This is a genomic window from Novosphingobium arvoryzae, from assembly GCF_014652615.1.
Taxonomy (GTDB): domain Bacteria; phylum Pseudomonadota; class Alphaproteobacteria; order Sphingomonadales; family Sphingomonadaceae; genus Novosphingobium; species Novosphingobium arvoryzae.
The window spans coordinates 478,163-490,837 of sequence record NZ_BMZD01000001.1; the positions used below are offsets into that span (position 1 = coordinate 478,163).

Annotated in this window: 10 protein-coding genes; 8 read left to right on the forward strand and 2 right to left on the reverse strand. The window is 66.7% G+C overall.

What is annotated here, in order from left to right:
- Nucleotides 1–7: 7 nt before the first annotated feature.
- Together IE113_RS02275 and IE113_RS02280 are read right to left on the reverse strand one after the other, a co-directional pair.
- Nucleotides 8–1,348 (reverse strand): surface lipoprotein assembly modifier, encoded by a 1,341-nt coding sequence (locus tag IE113_RS02275; protein ID WP_229822088.1) that lies wholly within the window; start codon nt 1,346–1,348, stop codon nt 8–10.
- A 127-nt stretch (nt 1,349–1,475) separates the two neighbouring features.
- Nucleotides 1,476–3,320: a DUF885 domain-containing protein gene (locus tag IE113_RS02280; protein WP_189538772.1), complete on the reverse strand. Its 1,845-nt coding sequence runs from the start codon at nt 3,318–3,320 to the stop codon at nt 1,476–1,478.
- 176 nt (nt 3,321–3,496) lie between these two features.
- On the opposite strand from IE113_RS02280, the gene IE113_RS02285 reads away from it, so the two are divergent.
- The 8 genes from IE113_RS02285 to IE113_RS02320 all read left to right on the forward strand — a co-directional run bounded on the left by IE113_RS02285 (nt 3,497) and on the right by IE113_RS02320 (nt 12,661).
- Nucleotides 3,497–5,758 carry a TonB-dependent receptor gene (locus IE113_RS02285; protein WP_189538773.1) on the forward strand — a complete coding sequence of 754 codons (2,262 nt, stop codon included), beginning with the start codon at nt 3,497–3,499 and terminating at the stop codon, nt 5,756–5,758.
- Nucleotides 5,759–5,862: 104 nt separating this feature from the next.
- The gene (locus tag IE113_RS02290) at nt 5,863–7,560 is read left to right on the forward strand and encodes an alkaline phosphatase D family protein (protein ID WP_189538774.1); all 1,698 of its coding nucleotides are present in this window, start codon (nt 5,863–5,865) and stop codon (nt 7,558–7,560) included.
- 109 nt (nt 7,561–7,669) lie between these two features.
- Entirely contained in the window at nt 7,670–8,773 is a 1,104-nt protein-coding gene (rodA, locus tag IE113_RS02295; RefSeq protein WP_189538775.1) for a rod shape-determining protein RodA, read from the forward strand.
- 122 nt (nt 8,774–8,895) lie between these two features.
- Nucleotides 8,896–9,546 (forward strand): M23 family metallopeptidase, encoded by a 651-nt coding sequence (locus tag IE113_RS02300; protein ID WP_229822090.1) that lies wholly within the window; start codon nt 8,896–8,898, stop codon nt 9,544–9,546.
- Between the two features lie 165 nt (nt 9,547–9,711).
- Nucleotides 9,712–9,939: a Flp family type IVb pilin gene (locus tag IE113_RS16265; RefSeq protein ID WP_229822092.1), complete on the forward strand. Its 228-nt coding sequence runs from the start codon at nt 9,712–9,714 to the stop codon at nt 9,937–9,939.
- Between the two features lie 107 nt (nt 9,940–10,046).
- Nucleotides 10,047–10,988 carry a Flp pilus assembly protein CpaB gene (cpaB, locus tag IE113_RS02310; protein WP_189538776.1) on the forward strand — a complete coding sequence of 314 codons (942 nt, stop codon included), beginning with the start codon at nt 10,047–10,049 and terminating at the stop codon, nt 10,986–10,988.
- A gap of 1 nt (nt 10,989) precedes the next feature.
- Entirely contained in the window at nt 10,990–12,366 is a 1,377-nt protein-coding gene (locus IE113_RS02315) for a type II and III secretion system protein family protein (protein ID WP_189538777.1), read from the forward strand.
- Nucleotides 12,356–12,661: a hypothetical protein gene (locus IE113_RS02320; RefSeq protein WP_189538778.1), complete on the forward strand. Its 306-nt coding sequence runs from the start codon at nt 12,356–12,358 to the stop codon at nt 12,659–12,661. The genes IE113_RS02315 and IE113_RS02320 overlap by 11 nt, the downstream gene beginning before the upstream one ends.
- The last annotated feature ends 14 nt before the right edge of the window (nt 12,662–12,675 follow it).

Sequence of the window (12,675 nt, forward strand, 5' to 3'; positions counted from 1 at the left end):
TTCCCCCTTAGAATGCCGACGTCACGCCCAGTTCGGCAGCGCGGCGGCTGTATTCGTGGATGCCCACGGTTGAACGATTGCGCTCCACGCGCAGGCGCACGAACGGGGCAAACCCCTGCCATTGCACCGCGCGAAACGTGCCGGACAGGCCTGCGCTGAGGCGCCGGTCGACCCGCTTTTCCGGATAGAGAAACAACCGCGCATCGGCGGTCAGGCGCGCATAGCTGCCATCCAGCACCAGCGTGGTGCGGCCGATTTCGCGGAACAGATAGGCCGATGCGGCCCCGGTCCAGTCCGACCAGCCCGCATCGCGCGCGGCGGTGCGGCTGGCGCGCAGCTGAACCCCGCCGCCGAAGCTGGCGGAAAAGGCCCGGTCCAGCCCCAGCGCGGCGGCATAGACGGTTGCATCCTGCAAATCGTTGCGCTGGTTATCCAGCCGCGAGATCGCGGTTTCGGCGCGCAACTGGGTGCGCTTGCCCAGCGGGTGCACCAGCACTGCCGATCCGCCCCACCCGCGCGAGAATGCCTGCTGGCCATACCAGCGCCAGGTCGGACCGGCGGAGAGGGTAATCCGGTCTGCGCCGGACACGAATTCCGGCCCCACTTGCAGTCCCAGCGCGTAATCGTCGAACGCGCTTTCGCGATAGAAATCACCGCTGCCCGACAGGCGCGCCAGCAGCCGCACCCTGGGCCCCAGTGGCAGGCGGGCATAGGCCTGTGCCCGCGCCGCCAGCCCCAGACCGGAACGGGCCTTGGCATCCTCGCTCAGCGTGAAATCGCCGATGATCGTGCCCAGCGTGTCGGCGCGGGTGGCGCGGTTGATGTTGCTGTCGGGCGCGAGCGCCAGCTCCAACGAGCCGCCCAGCGGCTTGGCGGCGGCCAGCGCTGCGGCATAGAAGCGCACCGCGCGTTCGACATCAGGCGGCAGTTGCCCGGTTGCCTGCGCGGCGCGGATTTCCCGCTCTGCCGCGCCCAGCCGCCCCAGCATCGCGTCCATCCGCGCCAGTTCCAGTCGGACCCGCGCGGCATCGGGGCGCCCGTCCAGAATGCGGCGCAGTTCGACCGCTGCGTCGCGCACCCGGCCCATCCGGTCGGCCAGCATCAGTGCCAGGCGGAACCGTGCCTCGCTGCGCAATTCGATGTCGGGATCGCCCGCCAGCGCGCGATAGGCGGTTTCGGCGGCGGTGAAATCGCCGGCATCGCGCGCGGCATCGGCAAAGGCGAACAACTGGGCCGGGGTCAGCTGAACCGGCGTGGATGCCGGCACGGGGCTATCAGCTGGCGACGCATCCTGCGTGCTCGCCACGGCCAGCGCCAGCGCCACCCCCAGAACTGCCGCTGCCTCCACGACCGATCAATCTGCCCCAAGTATATACGCACATTTGCGTATTTTGACCGATTGCACCGAAATTGGGTGCGGCGCAATCGGTCAGGATGAACAAGGGCACAAATAAATCAGGGCGATATCAGCAGTATCAGGCGGCGCGCTTGGCGATCCATTCATCCACGCGCCGTTCCAGGATCGACAGCGGCTGCGATCCCGAGGCGATCAGCAGGTCGTGAAAGCCCTTGATGTCGAACTTTGCACCGAGTGCGGCTTCGGCCTTGCGGCGCAGTTCGACGATCTTGATCATCCCGATCTTGTAGCCGGTGGCCTGCCCCGGCAGCGTGATATAGCGCCGCACTTCGGAGCGAGCGCGCTGCATCGGCTGGCGGCCGGTGGTGTTGAGGTAGGTCACTGCCTCGTCCTCGGTCCAGCCCATGGCGTGGATGCCGGTGTCGATCACCAGTCGCGCGGCGCGGAACAGTTCGGCGTCGAGCCGCATGAAATCGGCCGCGTCATCCGGGAATGCACCCATTTCCTTGCACATCGCCTCGGCATAAAGGCCCCAACCCTCGCCAAAGGCGACGTAGCCAGTGACCGAGCGGAACCGTGGGCCACCCTGCTGGCGCACCTGGATGTCGCCCTGCATGTTGTGGCCGGGAATGGCCTCATGGCACATCAAGGTGTAGAGCGCCGCCGGGTCCGGCGTGTTGCCGACCAGGTGGACATAGGTGCGCGCGGGCCGCTTGCCATCCGGGCTGGGGGGAGATGCATGGGCCGCGCCGCCGGGCACCTCGGAAAATGCCGGTTCGCGCACCACTTCAATCCCGAACGCCGGCAGTGTGCCGAAATACTTGGGCAGCAGCGTGCGGGTATGCGCGACGAAGGCGTTGGCGGTGGAGAGGTATTCGGCCCGTACCGCATCGTCGTAAGGCTTTGGCGGATAGAGCCGGGCGCGCTCGGCATAGAACGCGTGGCGGTCCTTGAACCCGGCCTTGCGGGCGAGGGCATCCTGTTCCGCCTCGATCCGGGCCACTTCGGCGCGGCCGATGGCGTGGATCTGTTCGGCGGTGTAATCGGTCGTGGTGTTGAGCTTCAGCTCGCTGGCGTAATAGGCCGCGCCGCCCGGCAGGGTCAGCGCGCCGACCTTGCCGCTGGGGGCGGTCGGCAGGTTGCCCCTGGCCCAGGCGATCACCCGGTCATAGGCGGGCTTCAGGGCAAGGATCGCGGCGCGCGCGTCGGCCAGCAGGGCGTCCGCCTCGGCGCGGGGGAGCTTGCCCGCGGTGACCAGCGCCTCGGTCTTGGCCTTGACGTCGGCCCACAGCGCGGCGTCCGGCCCGTCATCGAACGGCGCGCCGCTGGTCAGCTTTTCGCTGCCGGAAATGACGGTTTCGATCTGGAACTTCGGTGCGCGGATACCGGCGGCGTCGCTGGCTTCGCTGCGCTTGATCGCCACGTCCAGCACGGCGGGAATGCCGCGGACGCGGGCGATGTAGGCTTTCAGGTCGGCCACATCGGCCACCGCATGGGTGTTGACCAGAAAGTCCGGCAGCTGGCTGTGGACCGAATAGAGCCGCGAGTAGAACGGCGGGCGAAACCGCCGGTTGGCCTGGGACTGTTCGGCCCGGTCCGCTTCCAGCGCCCAGATGTCGTAATGGACTTGCGCCTCGGGCGACAGTTTCGCGCGGTCGAACGCGGCGCGCATCCGCGCCACGCTGGCCTTGCGCCACGCCACTTGCGCGGCGGCAGCCTCGTCACCGATGTCGTTCCAGCGGTCCGCCCCGTCTTTCAGCCCCAGCCGGGTTGCCAGCTGCGGCTGGGTCTTCACGAACTCGGCAAATTCGGCATCGAGAAATGCCGTCAGCCGCGCGTCCTCGGCAGCGAAGTCTGCCGTGGCAGGGGATGCGCTTTGCGCGTGTCCGGCACTGACGGGCAGCAGCAGGCCAGCGGCGAGGGCGGCGAGGGCGGCGAGGGCGGTGAAGTTTGTGCGTGTCATGGCGGTTCCCGAATGTTGTCGGCCCGGCATAGGCGAGGCGGTGCGTGCGGGGAACCCCGGCCGTTGGGGCAACTCTTCCGCCACGAACCGGTCACATAACCATCATCAAAGCTGCATCCAGCTGTAACAGGCGGCAGCTAGTCGGCGCCCCGGAGTGTTTCCAACCAGGGGTTCCCATGCACAAGTTTTCCGCGTTCCTGCTTTCCACCACCGCGTTCCTGTCCGCGCCCGCGCTGGCCCAGGATGCCGCCATTCCGGCTGACGAAGCGGCAGCCGAAGGCGATGCCATCGTCGTGTTCGGCAAGGGCGAAACCCGCCAGGTCCAGGAAGTGAAGGCGGCTGACATCGCCGTCCTGCTGCCCGGCACCAGCGCGATTCGCGCCATCGAAAAGCTGCCCAGCGTCAACATCCAGGCCGCCGACGCGTTCGGCAACTATGAGTGGTCGACCCGCGTCACCATCCGCAGCTTCAACCAGAACCAGCTGGGCTTCAATTTCGACGGCATCCCGCTGGGCGACATGAGCTATGGCAACCACAATGGCCTGCACATCAGCCGCATCGTCAGCCCGGAAAACATCGGCGTCGTGCGCGTGTCGCAGGGCGCGGGCGCGATCGGCACGCAATCGACCAACAACCTTGGCGGCACGGTCGAATCGTTCTCGATCGATCCGCTGGACCGCGCCGCCGCACAGGTGAACGCGACCTATGGCAGCAAGAACACCGTGCGCGGCTTTGCCCGCCTGAACCTGGGTACGGCCAATGGCCTGCGCGGCTTCGTGTCCTATGGCTTCGGTTCGACTGACAAGTACAAGGGCAACGGCGTGCAGGACCAGCACATGGTCAACGCCAAGCTGGTTGCCCCGCTGGGCGCGGCAACGCTGGATGCGTGGTTCAGCTATTCCGACCGGCGCGAGCAGGACTATCAGGACATGTCGCTCGATATGCTCAGCCGGCTGGGTTACGGCTGGGACAACACCTATCCGGACTATGCCCGCGCGATCCTGTACGCCGATATCGGCAACAATCGCGGTGACACCGGCGCGCCGATTTCCAACGCGGCGGCGGGCAAGGTCTATCCGGGCGCGGTCACTTCGGCCGACGATGCCTATTATGATGCGGCTGGCCTGCGCAAGGACACCGTCGCCGCCATCGGCATCAAGAGCCCGCTGGGCGAAAACCTCGATGTCGCGCTGCGCGGGTATTACCACCACAACCGCGGCATGGGCCTGTGGGCGACCCCCTATGTCCCCAGCCCGAACGGCGTGCCGATGTCGATGCGCACGACCGAATACGAAATCGACCGCACCGGTGTGTTCGGCTCGGTCAAGCACGTGATGGGCGACAACACCCTGACCGTCGGTGGCTGGTGGGAAACCAACAAGTTCAACCAGGCGCGCCGGTTCTATGACTTCAAGAGCCGGACCGAGGCCGGGCGCGATTTCCGCGAGTTTCCGACCAACCCGTTCTTCACCCAGTGGGAATTCGATTTCGATACCACCACGCTGCAGTATTTCGTCGAAGACCAGATCAAGCTGGGTCAGCTGAAGCTGAACTTCGGCTGGAAGGGCTTCAAGGTGACCAACGAGGCGACCGCCGTGGTCAAGGCCAGCTTCCCGCAGGGCAAGATCGACGCGACCGACTGGTTTCAGCCGCATGTCGGCCTGGCCTGGGCGGTGACGGACAAGGCAGAGGTGTTCGCCGGGTTCACCCAGGCGACCCGCGCGTTCGCATCGGCCACCACGACGGGTCCGTTCTCCACCAACCAAACCGGGTTCGATGCCATCAGGAACACGCTGAAGCCGGAAAGCTCGGACACCTATGAACTGGGTGCGCGTTACAACGATCCGGTGTTCAACGGGGTGCTGGGGGTTTACCTGGTGAACTTCCACAACCGTCTGCTGGGTGCGGCCAGCGGCCCCAGCATCGTCGGCAGCCCCTCGGTCCTCCAGAACGTCGGCTCGGTCCGCTCGGTCGGGTTCGAAGCGGCCGGCGACGTCAAGCTGGGCGGCGGGCTGAGCCTGTTCGCGTCCTACAGCTATACCGATGCGAAGTATCGTAACGACGTGTTCAACCTGTCGGGTGTGCTGTTGGCGGCGATCAAGGACAAGACCGTGGTCGACAGCCCCAAGCACATGATCCGGGGCGAGCTGAGCTATGACCAGGGTCCGCTGTTTGGCCGGATCGGCGTGAACTACATGTCGAAGCGGTTCTTCACCTACACCAACGACCGTTCGGTGCCGGGCCGCGCGATTGTCGATGCTTCGCTGGGCTATCGCCTGACCGACGGGATCGAAGTGCAGCTGAACGCGACCAACCTGCTGGATAAGCAGTATATCGCCACGATCGGTTCGGGCGGGTTCGGCAACAGCGGGGATCGCCAGACCCTGCTGGTGGCCGCGCCGCAGCAGTTCTTCGTGACGCTGAAGGCGGGTTTCTGATCCAGCCGCTGACGTAAAATACCGGGCGGCAGGCATTCCCTCGTGCCTGCCGCCCGTTTTGCTGACAAGTTCTTGCCCAGTTCGATCTATCCCCGGAGCCGACCATGACCGACCGATCCGCCGCCCTTGCCCTGACGCGCCGCACCACGCTGGCGGGCCTTGCCGCCGGAACCGCCTTGACGCTGACCGCAGGGCGGGCGCAGGCGGCCGCGCCAGACGGCAACGCGCTGTTCCGGCACGGTGTGGCGAGCGGCGATCCCGATGCGACCAGTGTCGTCCTGTGGACGCGGGTAACCACCAGCGCGGACATGCCGGTGGAATGGGACGTGGCCCACGATGCGGGCTTTACCCAGCTGGTCGCGACGGGCCGGGCCGAGGCCACTGCCGAGCGCGACCATACCGTGAAAGTGCTGGCCACCGGCCTGCGTGCGGGCGGACGCTATTTCTATCGGTTTCGCGCGGGCGGCATGACTTCGCCCACCGGGCGCACGCGGACCTTGCCGACTGGGCGGCTCGACCGGCTGGGGATCGCGCTGGTCAGTTGCTCCAACTATGCCTTCGGGTTCTTCAATGCCTATGCGGCGATTGCCGGGGATGCGGGGGTCGATTTCGTGCTCCACACCGGCGATTACATCTATGAATATGGTGCGGACGAATGGGGCGCGGATACGGCCCGCACTTTGGGCCGGGTGCATCAGCCCGCGCATGAAATCGTCAGCCTCAGCGATTACCGCACCCGCCACGCGCAGTACAAGTCCGACGCCGGATCGCAGGCGATGCACGCCGCGCATCCGCTGCTGGCCTGCTGGGACGATCACGAAAGCGCCAACAATCCGTGGACCGGCGGGGCGCAGAACCATCAGCCGGACAAGGAAGGCGATTGGGCCGCGCGGCGCGAAGCCTCGATCCGCGCCTATTACGAATGGATGCCGGTGCGCGAGCCCGGCGCGGGGCGCACTCGCGCGCAGTTCTGGCGGGGCTACAGCTTTGGCGATCTGGCCACGCTGTTCACGCTGGAAACCCGCCACACTGCCCGCGCCGAACAGGTCGATTACCGCCCCTGGGCCACCAGGATCGCCAGCCGCGCCGATGCCGAGCGGCTGGAACGCGAAACCATCGATGCGCCGGGCCGCGCGATGCTCGCCCCGGAACTGGAGGCGGACCTTGATATCGCGCTGCGCCGTTCGGTCCGCGCGGGTCAGCCGTGGCGGCTGATCGGCAATCCCATGCCGATTGCCCGCACCCGCGTGCCCGATGTGGTCGCGGCAGGGTTGATCCCGGATCCCTTCACCTCGTCCGGCGCGTCCGACGAAGCCAAGGCGCTGGCTTGGAAAGGCAAGTGGAACCTGCCGTTCTATCCTGACACCTGGGACGGCTACGAATGGGCGCGCGAGCGGCTCTATGCGCTCAGCCGCAAGGCCGGCGCGGGCGATCTGGTGTTCCTGACCGGGGACAGCCACAGCTTCTGGGCCAACCGGCTGGCCGATGCCAAGGGCCGCCCCGCCGGGGTGGAACTCGGCACGGCGGGCGTGACCTCGCCCGGCGATTTCATCGGCAGCGGCTTTGCCCCCGACGTCTCCGAAAAGCTGGACCGCGCGTTCGAGGCGCACAACCCGGAAGTGGTGTGGACTGACAACCTGCATCAGGGCTACGTCCGGCTCGCCCTGCGTCGCACGGCGGCGCTGGCGGAATTCATTGCCGTGGACACCATCACCACGCCATCGGACGGAACCAGCGCGATCAAGCGCTTTGGCCTGACCCGGCGTGGCCGCACCCTGCAATTGCAGGAACGGCCTGCCTGATCCCGTCGGCCGGCGGCGCTGCGAAAGAAGTTTCCGCATGCTTTTAACGCACCGCCCCGCGCGACTGGACACTTGACGGCAGCGCCAACTGGCCGCTTACAGGGCCACGATGCACTTCCACGTTCCCGCCGCGATCGCCGATCAATCCTGGCGCGCCATCGCCATCGTCACGGCGCTGGCGCTGATCGGGGCGGTTGCGCTCTATTCCGTTGCGGGCGGCTCCGGATCGCCGTGGGCGGTAACGCATATCATGCGGTTTTCGGTGTTCCTGACGATGGCGCTGGTGATGTCCTTCATCCCGCCGGATACCTACAAGCCGCTGCTGATCCCCGCCTATGGGGCCAGTCTGGTGCTGCTGCTGGTGGTGCTGGCGATCGGCCAGATCGGCGGCGGCGCGCGTAGCTGGATCAACCTGGGGTTCATGCAGCTGCAGCCATCGGAACTGGTCAAGTTGACCTTACTGGCCGTGCTGGCGCGGTTCTTCGAAATGCTGCCACCAAGGGCTACCGCCACGTTTGCGGGGATGTGGCCGCCTGCCGCGCTGACGCTGGTGCCGTTCGGCCTGATCGCGATCCAGCCCGATCTGGGCACCGCGATGCTGCTGTTGCTCTCGGTCGTGTTCCTGACCTTTCTGGCCGGATTGCCGCTGCGGCTCTACATCGGCGCGGGGCTGGCGGCGCTGGTGGTCATTCCGCTGGCCTATTTCTACCTGCTTATGCCGCACCAGCAGCGCCGCGTGACGATCTTTCTCAATCCGGAATCCGACCCGCTGGGAGCGGGCTATCACATCTCGCAATCGTTCATCGCGATCGGTTCGGGCGGATTGTTCGGGAAGGGCTATCTGCAAGGCAGCCAGAGCCAGCTGCACTATCTGCCCGAAACCCATACCGACTTCATCTTCCCCGCCTTTGCCGAGGAGTGGGGCGTGGTTGGCGCGGTCGTGGTGATTGCCCTGTTCTGGCTGTTGCTGCGCTGGGGCTGGCAAGTGGCGCGCAGCGCGACGACCCGGTTCGAACAACTGCTGGCGGCGGGTCTGACCTGCAGCCTGTTCCTCTACATCTCGATCAACCTGCTGATGGTGACGGGCTTTGCCCCCGTCGTCGGCATTCCGCTGCCGCTGGTGTCGTATGGCGGCTCCGCGATGCTGACGGTGATGCTGTCGCTGGGTTTTCTGATGAGCATCGACCGCAAGAATCGCCGGATGAATCGGTGAAGTAAATCCTCTGAAAATCTGCATTTGATCTAGATCAAATTGTTGATTTTTCGGAATGCGCAGCATTGCTATAGTTGAATTACGATATTGCCGGGCAGCCTGTTTCGGTCCCAGCCGCCTGCATGATGTCGCGTGGTTATCCCGCCCTTGGTGGCGCCCTGGTGCTGGCGGCCATGTCGCAGCCGGTTCTGGCGCAGGCCGTCGCGGCCCTCCCGCCGGATCGGGAAACCTCTGCCCCCGTCACGGTTGCCGCCCCGCCGCCCGCTGGATCGGTCACCGTGCTGGTGGCCCCGGCAGGACCGGCGGTGAAGATCGCCCGCGCCGCCGATGGCGCGGGAGCGATGGCCAGCTTGGAGCCGCTGCCCGGCCCTGACACTGCCGAGCCGGCGTCTTCGCGCAATCGGCGGGTCGGCGTAAGCAGCGGATATGGCTACCGAATCCATCCCATCTATCGTTCGATCCGGTTTCATTCCGGCATCGATCTGGCCCGTCCGGCGGGAACCAGAGTGCTGGCCGCGACCGGCGGGATCGTGACGCGGGCGGGGTGGGCGGCGGGCTATGGCCTGCTGGTCACGATCGATCACGGCAGCGGAGTGGAAACCCGCTATGCCCACCTGGCGAGCATCGCGGTGGGCCCCGGCCAGCGCCTGGGCAAGGGTGACCTGATCGGACTGGTCGGCTCCACCGGGCGGTCGACCGGCCCGCACCTGCATTACGAAGTGCGCCGCAATGGCCGCGCGGTGAGTCCGGTGCCGGCGCGCAAGGGGCAGTAATCCTGCGCCGAGTCGGGCTCTGACCCGCTCGTAGTTTCACGAAATTGTTCGGGTTAACAGGTTTCTTACTTTCGGGATGAGGCCGGACGACAGGCTTGTCCCTGGCCTTGCCTCGCAACCAACTGCGGCGCCGGGGGCGCTGCGGGCCGAGAAAAGGAAGTAGCCATGAAGTCGTTCCTCAAACTGTTCTTCAAGGACGAATCGGGTGCCTCGGCGGCCGAGTACGCCCTGATCCTCGCAATTGTCGGCGTCGCGCTCGGCGCGGCCGCGCTGTACCTCAGCGTCCAGATCCAGAACTCGATGTACAAGGCCGGTCAGCAGATCGAGGCCTGTAACGCGGGTGACCCGTCGTGCGCTCCGGGCACGCCGCCGGAAGCTCCGGCAGCCGGCTGATCCGGACAGCCGGGCCAGCGATGGCCTGATGAACGGATGACCCCGCCGACTGCATGGGCGCGGCGGGGTCAGCCTTCCCAAGAATGCGTTTTTCCAGGAGGGTGGCCATGCAGAGTCGCAATTGGGTCTTGCTTGGCATCGCCGTGGCCATCGGCCTGTTTGCGGTGCTTCTTGCCAACGCCTGGTTTTCCGGCGTCGAACAGCAGCAGGGGGGACCGGCGGGCGAACAGAAGTTCACCCGGATCGTGGTCGCCACCCAGCCGCTGGAGTTCGGCGGGCGGTTGACCAGCCAGAACGTCCGCTTGCAGGACTGGCCCGCGGGGTCGGTGCCGCAGGGGGCCTTCAATTCCATTCCCGACGCGCTGAAGGACAATCGCGTGGCGCTGCGCCCGATTGTGCCGGGTGAGCCGGTGCTGTCCAGCAATGTCAGCGGGGCCGATGGCCGCGCAACGCTGGCCGGTCTGCTGCCCGACGGGATGCGCGCGGTTTCGGTGTCGGTCAACGCGGTCAGCGGGGTGGCGGGCTTTGTCCTGCCGGGTTCGCTGGTCGATGTCCTGCTGACGCGCGAAATCGACAACGGCACGGGCGGCACGGCCGTCCATCGTTCCGACGTGATCCTGGAAAGCGTCCAGGTGCTGGCGATCGACCAGTTGGCCAACAACAAGCAGAGCGAGCCGAAGGTTGCCCGCACCGCCACGCTGGCCGTGTCGCTGCGCGATGCCCAGCGGCTGGCCGTGGCCGAACAGGCCGGGCGGCTCAGCCTGGTACTGCGCAAGCCGACCGATGCCGACACCGTCGCGGCAGCCGCTGGCACCGCCACGGTCGCCACGGTGACGACTTACGAGCTGGGCGGCGTGCGCCGTGCGGCCCCGGCGCAGGCCAGTGCGGCCGGCCGTCAGTCCGGCGGTTCTGGTTCGCTGACCGTGCCGGCCCTGCCTGGCTTTGGCGGGGGCGCAGCCCCGGCTCCGGCCTGGACCGGCCCGACCATGACCATTGTCCGCGGCACTCAGCCGACCAGCTATCCGGTCGGCCAGACGAAGGGTGGGTAAGATGAATATCTTCAAGAGCAGCATCTGCGCCATCGCCCTTGCGACCAGCGCGCTGACCGCACCGTCGGCGCTGGCCCAGGCGGCCGAGGAATCGCTCCACGCCGGGGCGCTGGAAGTTCCCGTCAACAAGAGCCGGGTGGTTTCCGCCGACCGGGCCATCGGCCGGGCGCTGATCGGCAATGCCGACATCGCCGATGTCCTGCCGATCTCCGAGCGGTCGGTCTATCTGCTGGGCAAGTCGTTCGGCACGACCAGCCTGACCCTGTATGACCGGGCCAATCGCGTGATCGCGGTGATGGACGTGGCGGTCGGCCCCGATGTCGAGGCCCTGCGCGACCAGATCGGCACGCTGGTGCCGGGCAACAAGGTCGATGCGCACTTGTCCAACGGTTCGGTCGTGCTGACCGGGCTGGTCAACGACGCTGGCGCGGCTGACCGCGTGGCGCAACTGGCCAAGAGCTTTGCCGGTGACAAGGTGATCAACCTGGTCAGCATGGGCAGCAGCCAGCAGGTCATGCTGGAAGTACGCTTTGCCGAAGTCGATCGCCAGCTGGGCAACAAGATCGGCTTCAGCGCATCGGGCCTGTCGCGCGGCGGCAGTTTCGGTTTCAATACCGGCACCGCGCTGGGCGGGGCGGCGCCTGATGCCTTCGCCTCGATCACCAAGTCGTTCCACATCGGCGATACCGATATCGACGCGACGCTGGACCTGCTGGAGCGCAAGGGCCTGTCCAAGACCCTGGCCGAGCCGACGCTGGTGGCGCTGTCGGGCGAAAAGGCATCGTTCCTGGCGGGCGGGGAATTCCCGATCCCGGTGGACAACAGCAACCGCGCCAGCGGCGACGTGACGATCGAATACAAGTCGTTCGGCGTCAGCCTTGGCTTCACCCCCACCGTGCTGGCCGACAAGGTCATCAGCCTGCTGGTGGAACCCGAAGTCAGCTCGCTGGATCCATCGGCCTCCGTCTCGGTCAACGGGATCGTGGTGCCAGGCTTGCAGACCCGCAGGGCCAGCACGACCGTGGAACTGCGCGACGGTGAAAGCTTTGCCATCGCCGGCCTGCTGCGGCGCGATTTCCAGACCACCGTGCGGCAAGTGCCGCTGCTCGGCTCGATCCCGATCCTGGGGGCGCTGTTCCGCTCCTCCGGGTTCCAGAAGGGCGAGACGGAACTGCTGATCGTGGTCACGCCGCGCCTCGTCGCGCCGATCCGGCCAGAGCAGGTTCGCCTGCCGACCGACCGGATCGAGGACCCGCGCGCGATCGACGTGCTGATCGATGGCGAAGGCTATCGTCCCAAGGCGCTGAAGCCCGTGCCCGGCACGGCCGCTCCGGCCGATGCCCCCGCGCAGGAAAAGGAGAAGGGCTATGAATTCTGATCGTGCGAAGTGGCTGGCGCTGGTCGCCGTGCCCCTGATGGCCGGCTGCGTTCATGATGGCGCCGGGACGGCTCCCGCCTCGACCTTTGGCGAGGCAAACCGCCAGACCATGCTGGCCCAGGTGGTGGAGCCCGACAACGCGTACGAGAACGCGGTGCCCCCCGCCAGCGCGGCCAAGGCAGGCCAGGCGGCGGAGCGGTATCGCAAGGATACCGTGAAGAAACCCGAACGGGTGCGCAGCACCTCCGTCAGTTCCGGCTCCGGCAGCAGCACCGGTTCCGGCAGCAACCCCTGATCCCGGGAGCGCGA